20 protein-coding genes and 1 pseudogene are annotated in these 21,753 nt (G+C 74.0%); 12 read left to right on the plus strand and 9 right to left on the minus strand.

The features are described from left to right. Positions 1-2 precede the first annotated feature (2 nt). From IH54_RS0105265 to IH54_RS0105280, 4 genes are read left to right on the plus strand one after another with little or no spacing between them, the layout of a single operon-like run. The gene (locus tag IH54_RS0105265; protein ID WP_031513222.1) at positions 3-986 is read left to right on the plus strand and encodes an ABC transporter permease; all 984 of its coding nucleotides are present in this window, start codon (positions 3-5) and stop codon (positions 984-986) included. Continuing rightward, positions 983-1,957, plus strand: coding sequence for an ABC transporter permease (locus IH54_RS44315; RefSeq protein ID WP_107060101.1), 975 nt, complete (start codon positions 983-985; stop codon positions 1,955-1,957). The genes IH54_RS0105265 and IH54_RS44315 overlap by 4 nt, the downstream gene beginning before the upstream one ends. Next, positions 1,954-3,087, plus strand: coding sequence for an ABC transporter ATP-binding protein (locus tag IH54_RS44320; protein ID WP_107060102.1), 1,134 nt, complete (start codon positions 1,954-1,956; stop codon positions 3,085-3,087). The genes IH54_RS44315 and IH54_RS44320 overlap by 4 nt, the downstream gene beginning before the upstream one ends. Next, positions 3,084-4,076, plus strand: coding sequence for an ABC transporter ATP-binding protein (locus IH54_RS0105280; protein ID WP_031513228.1), 993 nt, complete (start codon positions 3,084-3,086; stop codon positions 4,074-4,076). The genes IH54_RS44320 and IH54_RS0105280 overlap by 4 nt, the downstream gene beginning before the upstream one ends. A gap of 138 nt (positions 4,077-4,214) precedes the next feature. Here the strand turns inward: IH54_RS0105280 and IH54_RS0105285 are convergent, their stop codons facing one another. Together IH54_RS0105285 and IH54_RS0105290 are read right to left on the minus strand one after the other, a co-directional pair. After that, positions 4,215-4,727, minus strand: a complete 513-nt coding sequence (locus tag IH54_RS0105285; RefSeq protein ID WP_031513230.1) for an AAA family ATPase — start codon at positions 4,725-4,727, stop codon at positions 4,215-4,217. Positions 4,728-5,887: 1,160 nt separating this feature from the next. Continuing rightward, complete coding sequence (locus IH54_RS0105290; RefSeq protein WP_031513232.1) at positions 5,888-6,268, minus strand: arsenate reductase family protein; 381 nt, start codon at positions 6,266-6,268, stop codon at positions 5,888-5,890. Between the two features lie 243 nt (positions 6,269-6,511). Between IH54_RS0105290 and IH54_RS0105295 the strand changes: the two genes are divergently transcribed. From IH54_RS0105295 to IH54_RS0105305, 3 genes are read left to right on the plus strand one after another with little or no spacing between them, the layout of a single operon-like run. Then, on the plus strand, positions 6,512-7,204 hold the full coding sequence (locus IH54_RS0105295; protein WP_043179885.1) for a TetR family transcriptional regulator: 693 nt from the start codon (positions 6,512-6,514) through the stop codon (positions 7,202-7,204). A 7-nt stretch (positions 7,205-7,211) separates the two neighbouring features. Continuing rightward, on the plus strand, positions 7,212-7,982 hold the full coding sequence (locus tag IH54_RS0105300) for an SDR family NAD(P)-dependent oxidoreductase (RefSeq protein WP_031513236.1): 771 nt from the start codon (positions 7,212-7,214) through the stop codon (positions 7,980-7,982). A 22-nt stretch (positions 7,983-8,004) separates the two neighbouring features. After that, entirely contained in the window at positions 8,005-9,045 is a 1,041-nt protein-coding gene (locus tag IH54_RS0105305; protein ID WP_031513242.1) for an NAD(P)-dependent alcohol dehydrogenase, read from the plus strand. 171 nt (positions 9,046-9,216) lie between these two features. Here IH54_RS0105305 and IH54_RS48050 read toward each other — a convergent pair whose 3' ends face one another. Then, positions 9,217-9,378 carry a chaplin family protein gene (locus tag IH54_RS48050; protein ID WP_107060103.1) on the minus strand — a complete coding sequence of 54 codons (162 nt, stop codon included), beginning with the start codon at positions 9,376-9,378 and terminating at the stop codon, positions 9,217-9,219. 21 nt (positions 9,379-9,399) lie between these two features. On the opposite strand from IH54_RS48050, the gene IH54_RS0105310 reads away from it, so the two are divergent. Next, a complete protein-coding gene (locus IH54_RS0105310; RefSeq protein WP_031513244.1) occupies positions 9,400-10,068 on the plus strand; it encodes a Type 1 glutamine amidotransferase-like domain-containing protein in 669 nt (222 codons plus the stop codon). 31 nt (positions 10,069-10,099) lie between these two features. On the opposite strand, the gene IH54_RS0105315 is transcribed toward IH54_RS0105310, so the two are convergent. Then, on the minus strand, positions 10,100-11,923 hold the full coding sequence (locus tag IH54_RS0105315; RefSeq protein WP_031513246.1) for an RNA polymerase sigma factor: 1,824 nt from the start codon (positions 11,921-11,923) through the stop codon (positions 10,100-10,102). A gap of 104 nt (positions 11,924-12,027) precedes the next feature. Here IH54_RS0105315 and IH54_RS45315 point away from each other — a divergent pair, with 104 nt between their 5' ends. Beyond that, positions 12,028-12,525 carry a hypothetical protein gene (locus tag IH54_RS45315; RefSeq protein ID WP_031513248.1) on the plus strand — a complete coding sequence of 166 codons (498 nt, stop codon included), beginning with the start codon at positions 12,028-12,030 and terminating at the stop codon, positions 12,523-12,525. Positions 12,526-12,730: 205 nt separating this feature from the next. Here the strand turns inward: IH54_RS45315 and IH54_RS46585 are convergent. Both IH54_RS46585 and IH54_RS0105335 read right to left on the minus strand, forming a co-directional pair. After that, positions 12,731-13,018: pseudogene (locus IH54_RS46585) on the minus strand (dienelactone hydrolase family protein); the annotation flags it as partial. 933 nt (positions 13,019-13,951) lie between these two features. Beyond that, entirely contained in the window at positions 13,952-14,614 is a 663-nt protein-coding gene (locus IH54_RS0105335) for a hypothetical protein (protein ID WP_031513252.1), read from the minus strand. 322 nt (positions 14,615-14,936) lie between these two features. Between IH54_RS0105335 and IH54_RS0105340 the strand changes: the two genes are divergently transcribed. Continuing rightward, entirely contained in the window at positions 14,937-15,311 is a 375-nt protein-coding gene (locus IH54_RS0105340; protein ID WP_052397095.1) for a YybH family protein, read from the plus strand. 30 nt (positions 15,312-15,341) lie between these two features. Here IH54_RS0105340 and IH54_RS0105345 read toward each other — a convergent pair whose 3' ends face one another. The 3 genes from IH54_RS0105345 to aepY all read right to left on the minus strand — a co-directional run bounded on the left by IH54_RS0105345 (position 15,342) and on the right by aepY (position 19,151). Beyond that, positions 15,342-16,193 (minus strand): TauD/TfdA family dioxygenase, encoded by an 852-nt coding sequence (locus IH54_RS0105345; RefSeq protein WP_031513257.1) that lies wholly within the window; start codon positions 16,191-16,193, stop codon positions 15,342-15,344. Positions 16,194-16,848: 655 nt separating this feature from the next. Next, on the minus strand, positions 16,849-18,018 hold the full coding sequence (locus IH54_RS0105350) for an iron-containing alcohol dehydrogenase (protein WP_052397096.1): 1,170 nt from the start codon (positions 18,016-18,018) through the stop codon (positions 16,849-16,851). Then, positions 18,015-19,151 (minus strand): phosphonopyruvate decarboxylase, encoded by a 1,137-nt coding sequence (aepY, locus tag IH54_RS0105355; protein WP_031513261.1) that lies wholly within the window; start codon positions 19,149-19,151, stop codon positions 18,015-18,017. Before aepY ends, IH54_RS0105350 begins: the two co-directional genes overlap by 4 nt. Positions 19,152-19,865: 714 nt before the next feature. On the opposite strand from aepY, the gene IH54_RS0105360 reads away from it, so the two are divergent. Both IH54_RS0105360 and IH54_RS0105365 read left to right on the plus strand, forming a co-directional pair. After that, positions 19,866-20,600 carry a hypothetical protein gene (locus tag IH54_RS0105360; RefSeq protein WP_031513263.1) on the plus strand — a complete coding sequence of 245 codons (735 nt, stop codon included), beginning with the start codon at positions 19,866-19,868 and terminating at the stop codon, positions 20,598-20,600. Between the two features lie 212 nt (positions 20,601-20,812). After that, entirely contained in the window at positions 20,813-21,703 is an 891-nt protein-coding gene (locus tag IH54_RS0105365) for an isocitrate lyase/phosphoenolpyruvate mutase family protein (RefSeq protein WP_031513265.1), read from the plus strand. The last annotated feature ends 50 nt before the right edge of the window (positions 21,704-21,753 follow it).

The following is a 21,753-nucleotide window of genomic DNA, read 5'->3' on the forward strand; positions in this document are numbered from 1 at the left end:
ACATGCGGTTCGTACTGAGAAAGCTCGGCTTCTACCTGGTGGCCGCGTGGGTCGCGGTGACCGTCAACTTCGCCCTGCCCCGGCTCATCCCCGGCAGCCCCGTCGACCTCATCCTGGCCCGGCAGTCCCAGCAGGGGCAGGTGCCGCCGGGCGAGCGCCACACGCTGGAGAAGATGCTCGGGCTCGGCCACGGCAGCATCCTCAGCCAGTACCGGGACTACCTGGGCTCCATCGCCCGCCTGCGGTTCGGCCTGTCGATCACCTACTTCCCCACACCGGTGTCGCAGATCCTGCGCTCCTCGGTGCTGTGGACGCTGGGGCTGGTGGGCACCGCGACCGTGATCAGCGCGCTGCTCGGCATCTCGCTCGGGACGGTGGCCGGTTGGCGGCGCGGCACCTGGCTGGACTCGCTGGTCCCCGCGACGACCTTCCTCGCGGCCATCCCGTACTTCTGGGTGGCCCTGCTGCTGATCTACTTCTTCACCCAGGTGTGGACGGTCTTCCCCGACCAGTTCAGCTACGACCCGGCGCTCAGCATCGGCTGGTCGGGGCAGTTCATCGGCTCCGCGCTGCGGCACGCGCTGCTTCCGGCCATCACCATCGTGCTCAGTTCGGTGGGCGGCTGGCTGCTCGGGATGCGGAACATGATGGTCTCCACGCTGTCCGAGGACTACGTCTCGGCCGCCGAGGCCAAGGGCCTGCGACCGCGCACCGTCATGCTGGGCTACGCGGCCCGCAACGCCGTACTGCCGTCGGTCGCGGGCTTCGCGATCTCGCTGGGATTCGTGATCAGCGGCAGCCTGGTGATGGAGATGGTCTTCTCCTACCAGGGCATCGGCTACCAGCTCCTCCAGGCCGTCACCAACAGCGACTACCCCCTGATGCAGGCCATCTTCCTGGTCATCACCTTCGCCGTGCTCGCCGCCAACTTCCTGGTGGACGTGCTCTACGGCTTCGTCGACCCGCGAACGAGGTCCGCCCGATGACCACCGCCGACATCACCTCGGCCGGGCCCGCCCCGGCGCCCGTACCGCAACTGCCCGCCACCGGGCCCTCCCGCGGGGCGCGTGCCGCCGTGACCAGGGCCTGGCGCACCGTCCGCCGCTCCCCGCGACTGGCGGTGGGGCTGGCACTGATCACCGTCTTCGTCCTGGTCGCCCTCTTCGGGCCGCTCCTCGCCGGGGACCCCGACGGGCTCAGTCTCGACCTGGCCCAGTCGCCGTCCGCTGCGCACTGGCTGGGCACCACGGACACCGGCCAGGACGTCTTCGACCAGCTGATCGCCGCGACCCGCACCACGCTGCTGATCGGCGTCGCCGCGGCGCTGCTGTCGACCGCCGTGTCCGTGGTGATCGGTATCGGGGGCGGCTTCCTCGGCGGCTGGGCCGACGAGACCCTCTCCCTGGTCAGCAACGTCTTCCTGGTGATCCCCGGGCTCCCGCTGGTCGTCGTGATCGCCTCGTACACCAAGGGCGGCAGCGCCACGGCCACGATCGCCATCATCGCCGTCACCTCGTGGGCCGGCCCCGCCCGGGTGCTGCGCGCGCAGACGCTCTCGCTGCGCAGCAGGGACTACGTCCTCGCGGCCCGGCTGTACGGCGAGCGGCGCTGGCGGGTCGTCCTGGTGGAGATCCTGCCGAACGAGGCGGCGATCATCGTCTCGCAGTTCATCTTCGCGGTCATCTTCGCGATCCTCACCCAGGCCGGCCTGGCCTTCCTGGGGCTCCAGGACCCGAGCCGGCTGACCTGGGGCACCATGCTGTACTTCGCCCAGAACGCGGAGGCGCTCTCCAGCGGTTCGTGGTGGTGGTTCGTCCCGCCGGGCCTGTGCATCGCCGTCTTCGGCGCGGCCCTGTCCCTGATCAGCTTCGGGCTCGACGAGGTCCTCGACCCCACACTGCGTGTCCACCGGCCAGGCCGACTGAAGCGGGCCGGACGAAAGGAGGCCGGTCGATGAGCGCCGCCGCGACCGACACGACCGGCTCGGCGGACTCCGCCGCCTCCCGTACGGCCCCGGTCGTCCTGCGGGCCGACGACGTCAGCGTCGAGTACGACGGTGAGCGGCCCACCCGTGCCGTCCGCGGGGTCAGCTTCCGGCTGCACCGCGGCGAGGTGCTGGGCATCGCCGGGGAGAGCGGGTGCGGCAAGTCGACCCTCGCCTACGCGATCACCCGGATGCTCAGGGCCCCGGCGCGGATGACCGGCGGCGGCGTCGTCTTCCGCGGCTCCGACGGCGTCGAGACGGACATCGCGGCGCTCGACGACGCGGGCCTGCGGGAGTTCCGCTGGAACCGGCTGTCCATGGTCTTCCAGAGCGCGATGAACGCGCTGAACCCGGTCACCACGGTGGGCAGGCAGTTCGACGACATCTTCCGCGCCCATCTGCCCGGCGCGCCCAAGGAGGAGCGCGCCCGCCGCACCCGCGAGCTGCTGGAGATGGTCGGCATCGACGCGGACCGGGCCGGGAGCTACCCGCACGAGCTGTCCGGCGGCATGCGCCAGCGCGTCGTCATCGCCATGGCGCTGGCCCTGGAGCCGGGCGTGGTGATCATGGACGAGCCCACCACCGCGCTCGACGTGGTGGTCCAGCGGGAGATCCTCGACGAGATCGAACGGCTGCGCGAGCAGTTGGGCTTCAGCGTCGTCTTCATCACCCACGACCTGAACCTGCTGCTGGAGATCAGCGACCGGCTGGCCGTGATGTACGCCGGCCGGATCGTCGAGTACGCCCCGGCGGAACACCTGGGCGGTGCGGCCGCCCACCCCTACACCCAGGGGCTGCTGCGCTCCTTCCCCGACCTGACCGGCGAGCGGCGGGAGTTGCGCGGCATTCCGGGCTCCCCGCCCGACCTGCGTGAAGACCTGACCGGCTGCGCGTTCGCCGACCGCTGCCCCGACGCCTTCGAGCCCTGCCGCTCGGTGCAACCCCGGCTGCTCGCGGTCCCGGACCGTCCTGGGCAGTGGACCGCGGCATGCCACCTCCACGACCCGGCCTTCCGTGCACCGGGAACATCCGAACCGGACCCGCCAGGAGGCCGCCCCGAAGCGGTGGACGGTTCCGCACCGAGCGAAGGATCCACGACGTGAGCGCCCTCGAAGTCAGCGACCTCACCATCGACTACGCGCAGGCGCGCGGCAAGCACTTCCGTGCCGTCGACTCGCTGTCCTTCTCCCTGCAGGCGGGGCGGACCCTGGCCCTGGTCGGAGAGAGCGGCAGCGGAAAGTCCAGTGTGCTCAAGGCGCTTTCCCGGCTGGTCACGCCGTCCGGGGGCACCATCCGGCTCGACGGCCGCGACCGGGTGCGGGCCAAGGACTACCGGCGTGCCGTCCAGATGGTCTTCCAGGACCCCTTCGCCTCGCTCAACCCCTCGCACACGGTGGAGCACCACCTGCGCCGCCCGCTGCTCGCCACCGGCACCGCCCGGCGGGGGGAGCAGGTACGGACCGCCGTGGCGGACCTGCTGGGCCAGGTGAACCTGACCCCGGCGGCCGACGTGGCCCGCAAGCGCCCGCACGAACTGTCGGGCGGGCAGCGGCAGCGGGTCGCGATCGCCCGGGCCCTCGCCCCTGAGCCCAGCGTTCTCCTCGCCGACGAGCCGGTCTCGATGCTGGACGTCTCCATCCGGCTGGAGATCCTCAACCTGCTGAACCGCCTCAAGGAGGACCGCAGACTGGCGCTGCTGTACGTCACCCACGACCTGGCGACCGCACGGCACTTCTCCTCCGAGATCATGGTGATGTACCGCGGCCAGGTGGTCGAACGCGGCCCGAGCGACGAGGTCATCCTCAACCCCCGGCACCCTTACACCCAGGTGCTGGCCGCCGCCGCACCCAGCACCGGCGCCACCCGGGACCAGGTGCGCGAGGCCCGTCTGGCGCGGCAGGCCGCCCGCGCCCGACGCGACGCGGAGCGCCGCGAGGTCGTCGTCGGCGAGGGCTGCCGCTTCCGCCCCCGCTGCCCCTTCGCCATGGACGTCTGCGCCGAGCGCCCCCGCGAAGCCGTCATCCCCGCCGCGTCCGGCGCCGACACCGGCCACCGCGCGATGTGCTGGCTCCACACCGGCACCGCCGGCTGACGTGGCCCCGGCGGTCCGGGCGGGGTTGCGGGCAGTTCCGCTGCTCCTCGCCGACGGCGGCGCTCGACGGCGCCGGTGTGGTGGGTGGGTGCGGATGGACGCGGCCGCTCCCGGGCCGGGGGCGGGTACGGAGGCGGGTCAGTTGTCCGTGGACGAGGGCCAGTGGTCGGCTGCCCATTCGGGCCAGCCGGGCCAGCCTGCCGGTGGGGGCGGGATCTGACCGCCGTTGAGTTCGGCGACGTCAGGAGCCTGGAACTGCTCGCGCCACGCGTCCACGTCGGCTTCGCTCATAGGGAAGGTCTGGTGGGGCGTGGTCGCCTGGCGGTGAGCGATGCGGGCGAGCTGCGCGTCCTTGTCCACGGGCAGGTAGACCACCTGGCACGCCGCGCCGGCCGACCTGGCCAGCCAGCGCAGTGCGGAGCGTTCGTCACGGCCCCAGAGCCCGAAGTCGAGGACGACGCCGGTTCCCAGCCGCAGCGCCTGGAGGGCGAGCCAGACGAGGCGGCCTTCGAGCACCCAGCGCTTGCCGCCGGCCATCGAGTCCTGGAACAGCGGGATCATCCAGTGGTCCGGGGTCAGCCGCAGCGCGCGGTGCTCGGCGGCCAACTCGGCGGCCCGGGTGGTCTTTCCGGCCGCGGGCAGCCCGACCATCAGGAACAGCGTGGGGACGGGAACGGGGACGGCTGCGGGCGGCACCGGGAACGGTGCCGGGCCGGACGAACCGGTTCGCTGCGACTGTGACATGGCTTTCCTGGTCAGGCGGGACGGCCCGGCAGCACGATGGGCGCGTGTGGCTGTCGGCGGGACGCCGGTGGCTGGGGCTCCTGTCCCGGGCCGGGGAGGCCGCGGCTGCGGGCAGCCTCAGGACCACCGCCGGGCGGCGGCCCGGGTGGTCGTACCGGCGAGGCAGGACGTGCCCTGACTGTAACCGACAGCGGTCCGCCCGTCCCCGGTCCCGCCGACCGCCGACCGCCGACCGGCCACGGCCGGGTCACCGGAAGGACCGGTCCGCCGGGCAGTCAGCGGAGAGGGGGACGGACGGCGCGGCGGGCGTGCCGGAAAAAGCGGTCGCGCCTGCCGCGCCGAACGGGCGCTCGGCTGGGACCCCGCGCAGCCCCCGAGACCCGGCAGCCTCGACGCCATGTACGCGTTCGCGTCCTACGCGGAGTCGTTCGCCGGCTGAGCCGAACTGGCGCCGGGCCGCCCGGCAGGCCCGGGCCGCCGGGGGTCTCCACCACCCGTGCCGCCGCACGGGATCCGATGCGCTGCCCGCGCACGAACACCCCGTCGACACGCCGGGCAGAACAGCGAAGACCGCCGCCCGGTCCTCGGGATCGATCCCCGAACACACGTACACGGGCCGGGCCGCGAATGCGGTGTTGTGCCGCAACCACGCCTGCATCCGGTCGAGTCGAGCCGCTCTGCGGGCAGGGACGGCCGGGGCCGGGCTCGCCGAGGGCCGTGGCGAGGACGCTCCGCATGACGGGAGTTCGAACACCTCATGGATGTTCCCGTAGGCGTTGCCCCGGATCGTGCGACGGCGCCCGTTCGCGCTGCACAGGGGTGTCCGTGGCCGTCGACGCTCCAGGGCCAGGGCCTGCCGCAGCGCACGCGGCACGGACGAGGGCCCGGGGCCGACACACGCGAACAGGCCGTGCATCGCGCCCTGGTCACTGCTCGGCGTGGCCGCCGGTCCGCCACCGGGGTGACGGGACGCACCGGTGTCCCGCCCCCGGACCCGGACCGACCGACCCCGAGGCCAGGTCGATGACGTCCGAGCTGTCCCGTCCGCCGTCCGGGGACGGCCCGCCTCACGCGGAGGCGGGCCGCGGGGAGACGGGCAGGGCCGAGCGGACGGCCTCCGGGCTGCGGGCGACCACGGCGGTGCCGTCGTCGGCGGTGATGATCGGCCGCTGGATCAGGGCCGGGTGGGCGGCCAGCGCGTCGATCCAGCGGGCGCGGGCGGCCGGGTCGCGGTCCCAGGCGTCCAGGCCGAGTTCGGCCGCCGCGGGCTCGCCGGTCCGGGTGATGTCCCAGGGTTCGAGGCCGAGCCGTTCGAGCAGGGCGGTGAGCTCCGCGGCGGTGGGCGGGTCGTCGAGGTAGCGGCGCACGGTGTACGCGGCGCCCTCCTCGTCGAGGAGGGAGAGCGCGGAAGCGCACTTCGAGCAGGCCGGGTTGATCCAGATCTCCAACGTCTCGCCTTTCCTGTCTCCGGGAGCCGCCGCCGGGACCGGGGCGGTTTTCGGGCGGCGGGGGTCCCGGGCTCCCGCCCGTTCCCGTGGTCCTCCCCCGCACAGTCTGCCGCGGGAGGAGGCCGCCCGGCCCGCCGGGCGGCTCCCGCGGCCGGGACGGCTGTCCGCGGCCGCGTCCCGGTGGGACATATGTCTCATCGGGACATGTGTCTCACCGGGACACCGAGGCGTACGGTCGAGGACATGGACGCCGACGGAACGGAACCGGGTGGCGCCGCCGAGGAGGACCGGCGGCTGCTGCGGGCGCGTCGCACCCGCGCGGCGCTCGCGACGGCCGCGGTCGACCTGATCCTGGAGCGCGGGCTGGCCGCCACCACGGTGGAGGCAATAGCCGCACGCGCGGACGTCACCAGGCGGACCTTCAGCCGGTATTTCACCGGCAAGGAGGATGCCGCGCTCGGCTTCGTCCGTGACGACGGCGAGCGGATCAACGCAGCGCTGCGGGTGCGGCCGGCCGACGAGCCGCCGCTGCTCGCCTACCGCCGGGCCGTCGCGGCCTGGCTGGCCGACCGGGACACGCCCGCCGCGCACCTGCGCCCGCGGATGCGCCGGATCGTCGGCCTGCTCGACCGGGAGCCGACGCTGTTCGCCGCGTACGAGCGGATCCGCGTCGACGCCCAGGAGGAGTCGATACGGATCGTCGCCCAGCGCCTCGGCGCCGACGGGCCGGAGGACCTGCGCCCCGCCGTGGTCGTGGAGGCCGCGGCGGGGGTGCTGACCGCCGCGCTGCGGGCGTGGGCCCGCGCTCCCGGCGACCGGGACGCGGCCGGGACCGGCCTCGCCGACCTCGTGGAGCAGGCGTACGCAGCCCTGACCCGGGAGGCCGCCTCGGCGGCCGCCCACCCCACGAAGGAACCACGCACTACCGATTTGTGAGAGCACCATGAGCACCACCCCCCTTCCCACCGAATTCGCCGGCCGCACCGCCCTGGTCACCGGGGCGGCGTCCGGCATCGGCCTGGCGACCGCGCGGCAGCTGGCCGCGGGCGGCGCGAGCGTCGTCCTCGCCGACTTCGACGTCCCCGGCGCCGAGAAGGCCGCCGCGGCCCTGGCCGCCGAGGGGCGGTCGGCCGCGGCCACCGCACTGGACGTCACTCGCCCGGAGTCGGCCGAGGCGGCAATCCGCTTCGCCGTGGAGACCTTCGGCGGCCTCGACCTCGCCGTGAACAACGCCGGGATCGGCGGCCCCAGCGCGCCCACCGGGGCGTACGACGTCGCGGAGTACGACCGGGTGATCCGCACCAACCTCGACGGCGTCTTCTACTGCCTGCGCCACGAGCTGCCCGCGATCGAGGCGACCGGGCACGGCGGCGCGATCGTCAACGTGGCGTCCGTCCTCGGCTCGGTCGGCTTCGCCGGTTCGCCCGCGTACGTGGCCGCCAAGCACGGCGTCGTCGGGCTGACCAGGACGGCCGCCGCCGAGTATTCGGCGCGGGGCATCCGCGTCAACGCGGTCGGGCCCGGCTTCATCGAGACGCCGTTGCTGAACGTGATGGACGAGCAGGCGCGCGCCGCGCTCGTCGCCCTGCACCCGGCGGGGCGGCTGGGCCGGCCCGAGGAGGTCGCCGAGCTGATCGCGTTCCTGCTCAGCGACCGCGCCTCGTTCGTCACCGGCAGCTACCACCTGGTCGACGGCGCGTACACCGCCGTCTGACGACCCCGGAGAGGAGACCACCGTGAAAGCACTCCAGTACCGCACCATCGGCGCCGCCCCCGAGGTGGTGACCGTACCCGACCCCGAGCCCGGCCCCGGCCAGGTGCTGCTGAAGGTCACCGCCGCCGGCGTGTGCCACAGCGACATCGCCGTCATGAGCTGGCCCGCGGACAGCTTCCCCTACCCGCTGCCGCTCACGCTCGGCCACGAGGGAGTCGGCACGGTCGCCGCGCTCGGGCCCGGCACGACCGGGGTGCGCGAGGGCGACGCCGTCGCCGTCTACGGCCCGTGGGGCTGCGGCCGCTGCGCCAAGTGCGCCGAGGGCAAGGAGAACTACTGCCTGCGCGCCGACGAGCTCGGCATCCGCCCGCCGGGTCTGGGCGCGCCCGGCGCCATCGCCGAGTACCTCCTCGTCGACGACCCGCGCCACCTCGTGCCCCTCGACGGGCTCGACCCGGTCGCGGCCGTGCCGCTGACCGACGCGGGCCTGACCCCGTACCACGCCGTCAAGCGGGCGCTGCCCAAGCTGGTGCCGGGGTCCACCGCGGTGGTCATCGGCGCCGGCGGGCTCGGGCACACCGCGATCCAGTTGCTGCGGGCGCTGAGCCCGGCCCGGGTCGTCGCCCTGGACGTCAGCGAGGAGAAGCTGGACCTGGCCCGCAAGGTCGGGGCGCACGCAGCGGTGCTGTCCGACGACAGGGCCCCCGCCGCCGTCCGCGAGCTGACCGGGGGCCTGGGCGCCCAGGCGGTCTTCGACTTCGTCGGCGCCGCGCCCACCGTCCGCACCGCGGGCGCCGTGGCGGCGGTCGAGGCCGAGGTGTCGATCGTGGGGATCGGCGGCGGCACGCTGCCGGTGGGCTTCGGCGTCCTGCCCTTCGAGGTCTCGGTCAGCGCCCCTTACTGGGGCACCCGCCCCGAGCTCCAGGAGGTGCTGGCACTGGCCCGCGACGGCGCGGTGTCGGTGCACACCGAGACCTTCTCCCTGGACGAGGCGCCGCGCGCGTACGAGCGGCTGCACGAGGGGAGCATCAACGGCCGGGCGGTCATCCTCCCCAACGGCTGACCGCGCGGCGGCGGGGGACGACGGGCGCGCTCCCGGCTTCCGACGGAGCCGGGAGCCCGTCCGCTGCCTGCCGTTCCGGCGGGATCCGGACCCGCGGGCCCGACCCCACGGGTCAGTACAACCAGCCCTCCTCGGCAGGGGCGTTGACGCACACGTCGCCCGCGGCCGCGTTCACCAGCGCGACGACGTCGATGCTGTTGCGGCACAGCTGAGCGGGACGAGGGCGGAAGCCTGGACGGTGTTGCCCGACAGGGCGCCGGGCGACTCCCTTTCGGGCACATGGAGGTCCGCGTGGCCCGGTGGGGGGCTCCCGAGTTCGTTGCGCGGGCTCATCGGCCGTGCTTGGCTCGGCCGATGAACCTACTGCTGACGGCCGGCGGCCTGCGCAACGAGACCCTGCGCGACGCGCTGCGGGACATGCTGGGAAAGCCGTTCGGATCCGCGAACGTCGTGTTCGTCCCCACCGCATCGACCGCCGAGCCCGGGGACCATGGGTGGTTCGTCGCGGACATGAACCGGCTGCACGGCCTCGGCTGGCGGGAGTTCGACGTCCTGGAGCTGAACGGCCTGCCCCGGCGGACGGTGCTCGACCGGCTGCTCCACGCCGACGTCGTCTACGTCGAAGGCGGCAACCAGTACCACCTCGCGCGCAGCATCACCAGCAACGGCTTGTCCGGCGGCTTCCTGGAGGCACTGGAGAGCCGCGTCTACGTGGGGGTCAGCGCCGGATCGATGATCTTCAGCCGCAACCTCACCGCGCACTCCGCGGACGTCATCGGGGACACCGCGGACCTCCACGCGCTCGGCGCGACGGAGGTCGAGCCGCCGTTCGGCCTCTTCGACTGGTACCTCAAGCCGCACCTGTACTCGCCGGACTTCCCCGAGCGGGACGACGCCTGGGCCGACGGCATCGTCGCGCGGGCGGACTTCCCGGTCTACTTCACCGACGACGACACCGCCGTCCGTGTCAGGGACGGCGAGGTGGACATCGTCTCCGAGGGCCGGTGGCGGTTCCATCCCTGACGGTCGCGGCACGGGACGTGCGCCCGGCGGCTCAGCGGCCGGTCCCGGCGGCACGGGCGGGGACCGAGGGGTCGACCAGGCCGGTCAGGGCGGCGAAGGGCACGACCACCAGGTCGGGCCAGCCGCAGTCCGGGCTGCCGGGCGCGACCATGAAGGCGATCCCGGTGCCGGTGACGCCGAAGGGCAGCCGGCCGAAGGCGGAGGGTGCGGCCAGGACGTTGGCCGCGACGAAGTCGTCGGTGAGCGCGGGGCAGCCCTCGGCGGTCAGGTTCCGACCCTGCGGGGAGGAGTTGAGCGCCGCGGTGATACGCCGGGCGCCGGGGGGCGCGGCGGCGGCCGGGGCGAGGAGGGTGTCCGGCGGCCGGACGGTGCCGGTCGTGGTGTCGACGACCAGTGTCCGTCCGCCCCCGCCGCCGAACTCGTCGCCGCCGCTGAAGCGGTAGGTGACGGTCAGCAGGCTGCCCGCGGTGATCACCGTGGTCAGCTCGTCGAAGGAGTCGGCAGGGGTGGCGACCGGGGCTGCGGGCGAGACCGGCCCGTTCGCGGCCGCCGCCTGCCAGTCCAGGATCGGGCGGCGCAGCTGCGCCTGCAGCTCGCGCGCGGCGGCCGGGTCCGCGACGCCGGAGAGCACGGGATCCTGCACGTGTCCCACGTACGTCCGGCCCGGTACGCCGTCGGCGGTGAAGTAGTCGTCCGTTCGCTGCAGCCGTACGGCCGGGGTGCCGACGCGGGACGCCGCCGTGGTCGTGGTGGCCGGTGAGCGGGGCGGGGCAGTCGCGGTCCCGGAACCGTGACGGCGGGTCAGGGCGACGACGAGGGCGGCCACCAGCGCCACGGCGACGACCGCGGCGACGGCTGCCGTCCACGCCCCCCTGCGGCCGGGAAGCCTCGTGAGGGGCCGAGCTGTGGCGGCGGCGAGCCCCGCGCCTGCGGCGCCCGCCGCGGCCGCTCCCGCCGCGGCGGGAGAGCCGGGCGGATTCGCGGGCGGGCCGCCGGCCGCCTGCCGGATGTGGTCGAGCACGCGCTCGCGCAGATCGGTGTCGTCCACGATCGGGAAGAAGACCGGGCTGTACGGTCCGGCCAGGAAGCGCCGCTGGACCTGGCACACCCCGCACTTGTCGCACACCGCGCACGTGGCGAAGTGCCGGACGATGCGCTCGCGAAGGGCCGGGGTGAAGGTCTGCGCGGTCACCGCGGTGACGCCCGCGGCGTCCAGGATCGCGGCCAGCTCCGCGCAGTGGGGGCGGCCCTCCTGGGCCAGGACCAGCGCGTGGAAGCCGTCGGCGAGCAGGCCCTTGAGCGCCGTGGCCTCGTTGTTGGCGGTGGAGACGGCCATGCCCATCCGCGCGGCGATCTCCCGCCCGCTGAGCCCCTCCACGATCCGCAGCCGGTAGATCTGCTGCTGGTGCCCGGTGAGCGACCCCACCACGATCGCCAGCAGCCGCTCCACGTGGGCGCGCCGCTCGGCGCTGCCGGACCGGGACTCCTCGTCGTCGGCCAGTTCGTCGAAGCCGTCGTCCCCGGGGATGACGGCCATGCCGCCTGGGCGCTTGTCGCGCCAGTACGCCCGCACCCGCCGTCTGGCGAACTCCGCGAGCCAGGCGCCCAGCTTCTCGGGGTTCGCGGGCCCCCGGCCGCGCAGCAGGCTCGCGACGGCGTCCTCGAACACCTTCTGGGCGACGTCCGCGCCGTCCTGCGCGTTCTCCCCGAGCATCCGTGCGCACTGCCGCAGCACCGCGCGGTAGTGCCGCGAGGCGATCGTCTCCAGTGCCCGCACGCGCTGCGGTCCCGCACCGTCCGTGAGGACCGCGGCGACCAGTGCGGCGTCCTCCGGCCCCTTTTCCCCGCCGTTCATCGCGTCCCCCGGATCCGCTGAAAAAAGTCCGCGCCGTCCATGGGAAAACTCGGCCCGACCCGACCCGAGCCTTCGTACCGCTCCACGACAGCGACGGAGGAACCATGAAAGGACCGGGCAACCCCATCGGCCGCCGGCCCGCCGCGAGCCACCGCCCCGTGCGGGGCAGCCGCGCCCTGCTGACGGCCCCGCACCTGCCCCGGCCCGGCGTCGGCGGATCCTGGCGCAGGCTCGCCGGGCAGGCCCCTGCCGTGGCCGTGCCGGTTGTGGCGCTCGGGCACGGAACCGCTGCCGCGGCGCCCGTCGCGGTGGTCGCCGTGCTCGCGGCCGCGCACGTCCTGATCGCGATGGCAGGGGCAGTCGTACGCCACTGGTTCTGGTGGCGGGCCCGCAGCCAGCCCGCGCGTGACCTGCGCAGGCTGCTCCGGGACGCCGAGTCGGCGCAGGCCGCCGAGCGCCTGGCGCAGGGGCTGGCCGCGCGCCACCAGGCCGTGGTCGACGCGTACGTCCGTGCGCACGGCCCCGCCGGCGTGCCACGCCCGCCCCGCCGTACTTCCCGTGACCGCGATGATGCCCCCCGCCGACCGCGCCGAGCCCACTGACCTGTGGCTGTCCCGGGCGCCCTGCCCCCGCCGACCGCGGGCGGAGCCGGGACGATCCCGAGCCTAGGCGCCCCGATCGTCACCGCGGGGCGACAGTGCGTAACCTGATACCGCCCGTCCACGACGCGGGGGCCGATGGCGTAGGCCGCCTACACACGGGCGGGCCCGGGCAGGCGTCAGGGCGCCGCCCGGATGAGCCCGCATCGGGCAGGCATTCGGCGAGCAGGCCGAGGACGTTCCTGCAAGGCCCGGCGCCCATGCCGCGGGTGGTGGCCGACCCCGGGGGCGCGGGGAGGTCGACCGGCGGGTGCTGGACGGCGTGCAGGGCCCCGCCGTAGACCACCAGGCGCCAGTAGGCGCCCGCGGCCTGCATCTCGGGGGCGAACGCGTCCCGCTGCGCGGCCGGCATGACCGGGTCCTGCGACGCGGCCCCGGCGCGCACCGGGCAGCCGATGCGCGCCGCCTCGCCGGGGCGGTCCGTCGTCAGGGCCGGCGGTGACGACCACGCCGTGCAGATCGAAGCGGGCGGTATTCCGCGACGCTCTTGGGGTCCGCCCGGCAGGCGTTGGTGCCCCTGACCCGGGGCCGTCGGACCCGCCGTGCGGGGCGATGGCCGCGGCGACGATCGCGCCCAACGCCGCGATGACCGCGACCACACCGAGCACGCCCGCGGACTCGCTTCCCCCGTCCCCGGCCGCCGTGCCCCGCAAGTCACCATCTGGGCCGTGTCCATCCCTGGACCTGGCTGCCGTCCTCACCGCCCCGTCCGGATGCCGACCCGGTCGGCCGGGACGGGCTCGTCCCGGGCGCCGCGAAACGCTGCCGCCGAGGCCGTCAGCCGCGCGCGAAGACGAAAACGGCGGCGACGACCAGCGCAACGGCCAGGAGGAGCAGGACCGTTCGCGCCAAGGGCGGCGAGCCGGCGGCATGGTGCCGGGGACGCCCGTCCCGTGCGTGCTTGTGTGGGTGTCCGGCGGACGCGCCGGTGCCCCAGGGGTCGGTAGCGTGAGTCGTCATCCGGAAGTCAGTCATGCACATCTCCTGACCGCTGGGCGCAGAACGAAGCCAGAAGATTCTGCGGGTGGGTCCGGGACGCGCCGCGACTGCGGCCGTCGGACGGTGATGACGACCTCGGAGCGGGCGTGCTCCGCCTCGACGTCTCGCCCACTTCGACGCCGGCGCCTGGACCCCCTCGCAGACCGGCGCCGGCGCCTGGACCCCCGCGCAGACCGGCGCGTCGCAGACCGGCGCCGAGGACGCCCTCTCGACGGCCCGGGAAGCCGGCGCCGCGCACGCCGCCGCCGGATCCATGCTGCTGCAGGCCACCCCGCTCGCGCTCCGGGGCCGCCACGAGGCCGCGGAGGCCCTCGCCCGCCGGGCCCTCCGCGACGTGGACCTGCACACGTCGCGGACGGCTGCACATGCGCTACCGGCACACGCCGGCGCTCGCCGCGACCGTGAGCGGCGACCACGACCAGTTCCGCGGCATGTCCACCGCGGACGTCCGGCCCCTTCCGGTCCACTCCCACTCCTCCGTCCACCAGCTGGGAGACCTGGCGGCGGCAGCGGTCCGCGCCGGCCGCACGGCGGGGAGCCCCAGGGCGCCGGGGCCTAGGCGGCGCACCCTGTCCGGTGTGCCCCCGGGTGCCCGGTGGCTGCAGACCCGGAGGCCGGCGCGCGGGCGGTCGGGGCTGGTCAGGCGCGGGCTGCGGGTGACGCCGGCGACGGTGGCCGCCCCGGGCTCGTGGGAGCGCCGCACGGCGACGCGCCGGCAGAAGCGGGAGAGGCGCCGTCCCCGGTACGGCTCCAGCGCCACTCCCCAGTTCCGGAATGCGGTGGCGCCCTTGGCGGAGAGCGACACCTCGGCGACCGGTTCCTGCGGCGTCCCGCAGCCGAGGACGATCGGTTCGGTGGCCGCGTCGGCCTTCCGCAGCATTCCGACGACGTCGTCGGGGACATGGTGCGCAATGCACGCGGCGACCAGCCGTTGGAAGACCTCCTCCGCCGCCGGGCCGCCCGGCGCGTGGACGGACCGGGTGAGATCGTCCTGCTCGCGCACCGGTGGGGGACGGCGCTGCCCCACCACCACGTGCAGGGGCTGCTCCTCCGCCCCGGACCGGCCGCCGGGCGGGTCCGGGGGCGTGGGAGGGCGTCGCGGGGAACGAGCAGGCGCGCCCTGGCGGCGTCCCCGGCCCAGCGGTCGCGGAGGAAGTCGCGGACCGTGTCGAGCTCGCCGCGGCCCGGGGGGCGTGGGGCGCGGTGGACGACGGAACAAGCTCGGCATCGGCCGGCCGTCGATGGTGTGCGCGCGTGCGGCGCCGGTGGCGTAGGCCGCCTGCGCACGGGCATGAATCCGGGAGGAAAGCAGGCGTCGGAAAGCCGCCCGCGTCAGCCCCGCGAGGAACCCGCCCGTGGCCGAAGCCCCCGCCGAACTCACCGCCTTCCTGCGGCGCTACGAGCAGGCCGCCAACAGCCACGACGTCGACCGCGTCATGCCGCTGATCGCCGAGGACGCGGTCTACTGGTTCACGGACGGCTCCCACCGCGGCCGCGCCGAGATCGCCGGGGCGCTCGCGCGGACCTTCGCCGCCATCCGCGAGGAGACGTACGAGATCAGCGACGTCGAGTGGGTCGTCCTGGCCCCCGCACACGCGGTGTGCCGCTACCGCTTCCGCTGGACGGGGGTCGTCGGCGGGCGGACCCGCTCCGGGACGGGACGGGGCACGAACGTGGTCGTCCGGCGGGACGGCGGGTGGAAGATGCTGCACGAGCACCTGAGTTCCTGACGGGCTCGCCCGAGCGGCCGCCTCGCCCGGTCATCCGTTCACGGACTCCGCCTTCGTGATCCATGTCCGCAGCATCAGCCGCCGGTCGTCGCCCTCCCGGTCCTCGAAGGCGACTCTGCCGTGCAGGGTCCACCGGTTGTCGATGAAGATCATTTCACCCTTGCTCAGCCGGTCCGTGTACTGCAGGTCGCGGGATTCGACGAGCGCGTCCAGCGCGTCGAACGCGAGGAGCTGGGCCGCGTCCAGGTCCGGGACGCCGGGGCGGCGGTGCCCGAGTTCGATGTACTCCCGCAGGTAGTGGATGTGTTCGCGGCCGTCCCGCTGCTCCAGGACCGGGCGTACCACGGTTGCCGGGGCTCCCGGGCTGTCGTCGCGCGTGTCGAAGTGCACGGGCCGGCGCAGCGTCCGGAGAACGTCGGGCGTGCCGCGGAGGCGGTCGAGGACGTCGGCGAGGCGCACCAGCACGAGGTCGCCGCCGACCGCCGCCTGGTGGACGCACGCGAGCGCGAAGTAGTCGGGGACGGCGGTGGGCCGGTGCGGCGAGTCGGTGTGCAGGTTGCCGCCGTCGCGTGAGTCGGAGTACCGGCCGGTGGCTCCCTCGCCGAGCCTGACGCCCCGGTAGCGGACCTCTCTCAGCAGCGTGCCGCCGCTGTCCTGGGGCAGCAGCCGGCCGAGCGCGGCGGACGCGGCCAGCGCGAAGGCGCGCATCCCGGGCTCGTCGAGATGCTGCAGACCGGTCAGGACGAAGTAGCCGGGCCCGCCGTCCAGGTGGCGGTCGCCGAGGCCGCACAGCCAGGTCCGCATGTCCTCGGGTGACGCGTCCTCGGCGAAGTCACGCGGAATGTCGAAACGTACCGGATCGAAGGCTCGCTGCGTGGTCAATGGCATGTCCCTCCATGTGACGGTGACGGGCTCCCTGAGGACCTCGATTCCCGCCGCCCCCGGCGGTCAGGGACCCGAAACGGGTGCCCACCGAGAAACCGTGGAACCGCGGAACCGGAGTCCCGCTGCGCGGTCCCGGCGAATGCGGTGGCGCCGCTCGTCCTCGACACGGAGGGCTTCGGTCCGAGCGGCCGCGGACAGCTGCGCCGTCCTGCCGGCGGCGTCGACGCCCGCCGTTCCGTCCTCACCCCGCACTCGGCCGGCTCCGCCCGGCCGGAATGCGGCGCACCGGTACGGAGTTCGCTGATCACGACCAGCGGCCGGGCAGCGTCAATCCCACCACAGGGACGTATTCGTGACAAGGCCGATTCCGCTGCCCGGTGCGGGGCAGCGGAAGTCGGCCACCTGTGTGCGCCCGGAATCCGCGGCTCCCGGCCGGCATCGGAGGCCCTCGACAAAAGGTGCCTACCAAAGGAGTCGCTCACAAAGCGATACGCCCATGTGGTGCGGATGAAGGCCGGCGTCCGCCTGTTCGCGGGCGGAGCGGTCGCACAATTCCGCCCGTTTTCGCGCCGATACCGGCGGTGCGGGCACCGCCGTTTCGGGGCCGGCGTCCGGTGGCGCACCGCGACCGCCGTGCGGGCTCCTCGGCGCCTCAGCGGTGGGCCGTGCCGTCGGGTCCGGCGGCGCGCCGTCCTGCCGCGGGACCGGGCTGCGCGGGGCTGCCCGTGTTGGCCAGGACGTCCTGGGGGCCGAGCAGGCGCGGGTTGTTCCCCGCCCGGCCGGAGGAGAGGTCGTCGCGCCAGTCGCGGTACGGAACGCGGGTGTCGCGCAGGCCGTGCATCCGCAGAAGCCGGTCGATCAGTTCCTCCAGCGGTCCGCCGGTGCCGTCCCGGCAGGTCTGCTGCATTGCGCCGATGATGTGCCGCACCGCCTCCGCACCGTCGGGATGGCGGTTGTCGGCGTCCGTCACGGCCGCGTTGTGGCCGATCAGCCACCGCAGGTGGAGGCCGACGGCGGCGCCGTGGGCGATGCCGTGCCGCGCGGTGAGGGCGTAGGACAGCGCGTGCGCCGCGGTGGTGCGTGACGTGTCGATCGCGGCACCGGCGAGGGCGGCCCCGCGGGCCAGTTCGCTCCTCAGCCCCGGGTCGGTGAAATCCCCCCGGTGCGCCGACTCGTCGAGTACGGGTACCAGCGTGGTGAGCGCCCGGACGGCCAGCGCGCGGGACTGCCGGGTGGCTGCGACCGCCCACGCCGACTCGACCGCCTGCGCGAGTGCGTCCAGGGCGCTCGCGGCCGCCGTGCGCGCCGGAACCGTGGCCGCGAGGTCCGGGTCGATGAGGACGTGGTCGGCTCGCGCGGCGGCGTGGTCGAGGGAGAGTTTGCGGTGGCCGTCGTAGACCGTGGCGAAACGGGTGAGTTCGCTGCCCGACCCGGAGATCGTCGGGACCTGTACCAGCGCGGTGCTCCTGCGCTCGGGCAGGGTGGCAGGCGCGGACAGGTACGACCTCAGGTCCCCGGAGCAGCCGGCGAGGACCGCCACGCACTTGGCCACGTCCATCGCGCTCCCGCCGCCTATGCCGACGACGGCGTCGGGGGCGTACTCCCGGGCCAGTGCGACCGCCTCGGCGGCCTGTTCGAGGGACGGGTTGGGACGAACTCCCGCGTAGTGGCGCACCTCCGCGCCGAGGCCGTCCACCGCGGCCGCGGCCGGTCCCTCCCGGTAGGACCTCATGCCGTGGACCACGAGCAGCCGCCGGGCACCGCCGAGCACCTCGGGCAGGAGGCCCACGGCGCCGGGGCCCATGCGCACCCGCGGGGTCACGGCGAGGCCGGACGGTCGGTGCGGGGCGCCGCTTTCGCCAGGCTCGCACGAAAGCGGTCGCCGACCTCGGTGACGCTCAGGCTGGACGACGCCCGCTCGCCGGCGGCCCCGCCGGACGCCCCGCGCACCACGATCGCCGACGGCCCGGCGCAGGCCAGGGCCCCGCGCATCGCCGTGCGCAGCGCGGCGACGGAGTCGACGGACTGCGCGTCGCGATATCCGCAGGCCAGGGCGGCCGCGGCGAAATCGGTCCGGCGGCGGCCGGTTCGCTGGCCGCCGGTCGAGTCGTAGACGCCGTTGTCGAAGACGACATGGACCAGGTTGTCCGGTGCGAGATCGCCGACCGTCGCCAGGGAACCCATGTGCATCAGTACGGCGCCGTCGCCGTCGAGCACGACGAAGCGGTTCTCGGGGCGGGCCAGCGCGGCGCCGACGGCGATGCCCGCGACATGGCCCATGGAGCCCTGCATGTAGAAGTTCCGTTCGCTGTCCCCGAGGTTGAACAGGCTGCGCGACAGGTAGCCGGTCGTGCTCAGGACGTGCGCGTCGCCCGCCTCCGCCAGGACGGCCGCCACGGCCTCGTCCCGGGTCGGCAGGCCGGCCGGCCGCGCCGCCGCGTCCTTCGGCGCGTCGTCCGCGATGGCCCCCTTCGCGACCAGGACGAACGCGGGTTCGCCGCGGTCCAGGACGGGTCGCGCCTTGCCGAGCAGGTCGTCCAGGGACGGCCCGTCGCCGGTCAGCATCCACCATGTGACGCCGAGCGAGTCCAGCCAGTCCGGTACCACGCGGCCCATCCAGTGGTGCTGGGGCTCGCCCGCGTCGGCCGCCGGCCAGCCGCGCATGCTCACCATGACCGTCATCGGTATCCGGTACGGGAGCACCAGCGAGGTGAGCGGGTTGACCATGTTGCCGAAGCCGGAGTTCTGCGCCAGCACCATCGGGCGCGTACCGCCGAGCTGCGCGCCGGCGGCCACCGCGATCGCGCCGCCCTCGTTCACCGCGGCGACGTACGGCGGCGCCGCGCCCCGGTCGAGCAGCCGCAGCGGACCGGCGAAGTAGGAGCAGGGCACCCCGGTGACCAGCCCGTAGTCGTGGGCCGCCAGCGCGTCGAGTACACCCTGTGAGGAGATCATGGCGTCGCACCCTTCGTACGCGTGCCGGCGACGGCGCGGGCCGGGGCCGCCGGTCGTGAGGTCCCGCCGGGCGGAAACCGGAATGGAATTCCCTGCTCCCGGAACGGTGAATGGGGGAGTTCGGCATGCGACGGAAAGGCATTTTCCGCACGCGCACGACCGGGCGGCCTTGCGGCCCTCACCCGGTGGCCGGAGAACAGAGCCGCACATCTGCGGCCGGCGGTGCCGCTAAACAACGCGCTTCCGCTGATCCGCATGCGCGTACACTAGATGACCGCCATCCCGGCCGCCACCCCGTGATCGCGGAACCGATCGGCACACCACCCGCCGCCTGCCGATCGGCCGTACGGTCCGGCTTATGGAATATGTGCTTCCGCCCGGGATCCGGCTCCACGCATTCTCGCCGAGGCGAACCTCACACAAGGTGCACCAATATCCGTTTGCCGAGAAAACAACCACAAAGAGGACGTAGCCAACATTGGCGCACGTCGGGCAATAAACTATCGATACCGTACGGTAGCCGACCGCGTTCAGCTCTTGACGGTCCCGTAAATCGTCTGGAAAGATATCCCCTTGTTCACGGTCCGATGAACAAGGAGGTATCTTGTGCCTGGCGCCTCGATCGCTCTGATGGGTATCGACGGAGCCGGCAGGGATTCTCTCGCAAAGACCATTCGCCAAGCACTCCGCTCGCGGGGCCGCACAGTCGTCGACGTGGGCTGGGGACCTTCGCTGGAGAGCCCGGAGAAGACCGGCGCGGAATATCCGGGAACCACCCTGGAGCAGCTCCACGTGGAGGCGTGGCGGCTGTTCTTCGCGGGCGCCGGCGCAGCTGGACGAACGATCGACCGGGCGATTCCGCGCCTGTTCGCCGACCTCGACGCGGCGGTGCTGCGCGACGCGCTCGAGGAGGCCCCCGAGGGAGGAGATCCGGCGGGGCTCGTGGCGTCCGCGCTGGTGGAGTTCACCGTCGACCACGTCCTGCGGGCCGAGGTCGTCGGACCGGCCGTCGAAGGCGGCGCGGTCGCCCTCAGCAACCCGTTCGGATTCATGAACGTGTCGCACGTTCTGGGACTGGCCGGGAAGTCGCCCGACGGACCTGCGGCGATTCCGGACGACACCCTCCAGGGGCTGCTCCGGTCCGTGCGCGCCTCCTACTCCTCGTCCTACCTGCAGCCGACGCTCGGGATCCTGCTGGACGCGGATCCGGAAAGGGCCGACTCACCGCGCGTGGCGAAGGACGGCGCCGCCCGAGGCGTCGGGGACCGGGCCGCGGCCGATCGGCTCGACCGGGCCTGCCTGCACGCGTTCGACACCCGGACGGCCGAGGAGTGCCGCGCCGCCGCGCAGGACTGGGGCTGGAGCACCGTCAGTGCCGACGGCGGATCCGAGGAGGTGGCCGCGCGGGTGCGCGACCTCGTGCTGAGCCATCCCGCACTGTCCGGCTGAACGCTTCCCCGCCACCGGGATCTCCTGCTGCGCGCATGCGGAGGGAACTGCTCCGTCGCGCGAGCAGGCGGACCGCCGGCAGTCCCCAGCCCGCCGGACCGGCGCGGCGAGAGGGCCGTCCGCGCCGCCGTTCCCCGTACAGGAGGCGGCGGGTTCCCATCAGCGCAGAGTCGTGTCCCCCTACTCGAACCGGCAGGAGAGACGGGCCCAAGATGAGCGAGACTGCCAAGACAGCGAATTCCGCGCCGTGGACCAAGGCTGCCCGGCTGCGCGCTATGCTGCGCGGCGCAGGCGTCGTCCGGGCGGTCGGCGCACATGACGGACTGACAGCGAAACTGGTCGAGCAGGCGTCGTTCGAGGCGATCTGGGCGTCCAGCTTCGAGATATCCGCCGCCTACGGCCTGCCGGACGCCAGCCTGGTGTCGATGACGCAGTACCTGGCAGCGGCGGTGGCGATGGACGCGGTGACGCAGATCCCGGTGATCGCCGACTGCGACACCGGGTTCGGCGGTCCGCTCAACGTGGCCCACGCGGTGCGTACCTACGAGCGCGCCGGCATCGCCGCGGTCTGCATAGAGGACAAACTCTTCCCGAAGATGAACAGCTTCGCCGACACGTCGCAGGACCTCGTCCCGACGGAGGAGTTCGCGCTCAAGGTCAAGAGCGGCAAGGAGGCGCAGGCCACCGCGGACTTCATGCTCATCGCGCGCACGGAGGCCTTCATCGCCGGTATGGACACCGAGCAGGCCCTCGACCGCGCGCACGCCTACGAGGCGGCCGGGGCGGACGCGATCCTCGTGCACAGCAAGAGCCGGCGGCCGGACCAGGTGCTGGACTTCGCCGCCCGGTGGGACGGCCATGTCCCGCTGGTGGCGGTGCCGACCACCTACGACTCGGTCGGGGAGGACGCGCTCCACGAGGCGGGTTTCCAGCTGGTGATCTACGCCAACCACGGCCTCAGGGCCGCGGTGCGCGGCGTCCGGGAGGCGCTGCGCGACCTTCGGACCGCCGGGCGCGCCGATGCCATCAGCGACCGCATCGCCCCGATGGCGGACATCTTCGCGCTCCAGGACATGCCCTCGCCCTTCCGCGCGAATCCGTGACCGGACCACGGGAGCCCGTCTCCGCACCGGCCGCGCGCCGTGCCCGGCCG

It is taken from the genome of Streptomyces sp. NRRL F-5123 (assembly GCF_000721495.1).
Classification (GTDB): domain Bacteria; phylum Actinomycetota; class Actinomycetes; order Streptomycetales; family Streptomycetaceae; genus Actinacidiphila.